We start from the raw sequence: 224 nt of genomic DNA, 5'->3' as shown, positions 1-224 counted from the left end.
GTGACGCTGGGTCTGAGTGGTGCCGATGCAGGCAACTACCAGCTGGAAGGCGCACAGCGTCAGGCCAAGGGTGACATCACGCCCAAGACCGTGACGGCAGGTGATGTTTCTGTGGCCGCCAAGGTCTACGATGGCGATCGCAAGGCCGAGGTCAGTGGCGGCAAGCTGAATGGCTTGATCGCAGGCGACCAAGTCGATACCACCCGCTCGGGCGAGTTCGCCGA

1 protein-coding gene is annotated in these 224 nt (G+C 62.9%); it reads left to right on the top strand.

The window, feature by feature from the left end:
- A partial coding sequence (locus DBR47_RS24750; protein ID WP_197047198.1) for a YDG domain-containing protein occupies window positions 1–224 on the top strand: 224 nt, incomplete at both ends.

Source organism: Paucibacter sp. KBW04, from assembly GCF_003852425.1.
Classification (GTDB): Bacteria; Pseudomonadota; Gammaproteobacteria; order Burkholderiales; family Burkholderiaceae_C; genus Paucibacter_A.
Note: the sequence above shows the minus strand (reverse complement) of the source record. Positions and strands in the feature narration are given on the sequence as shown.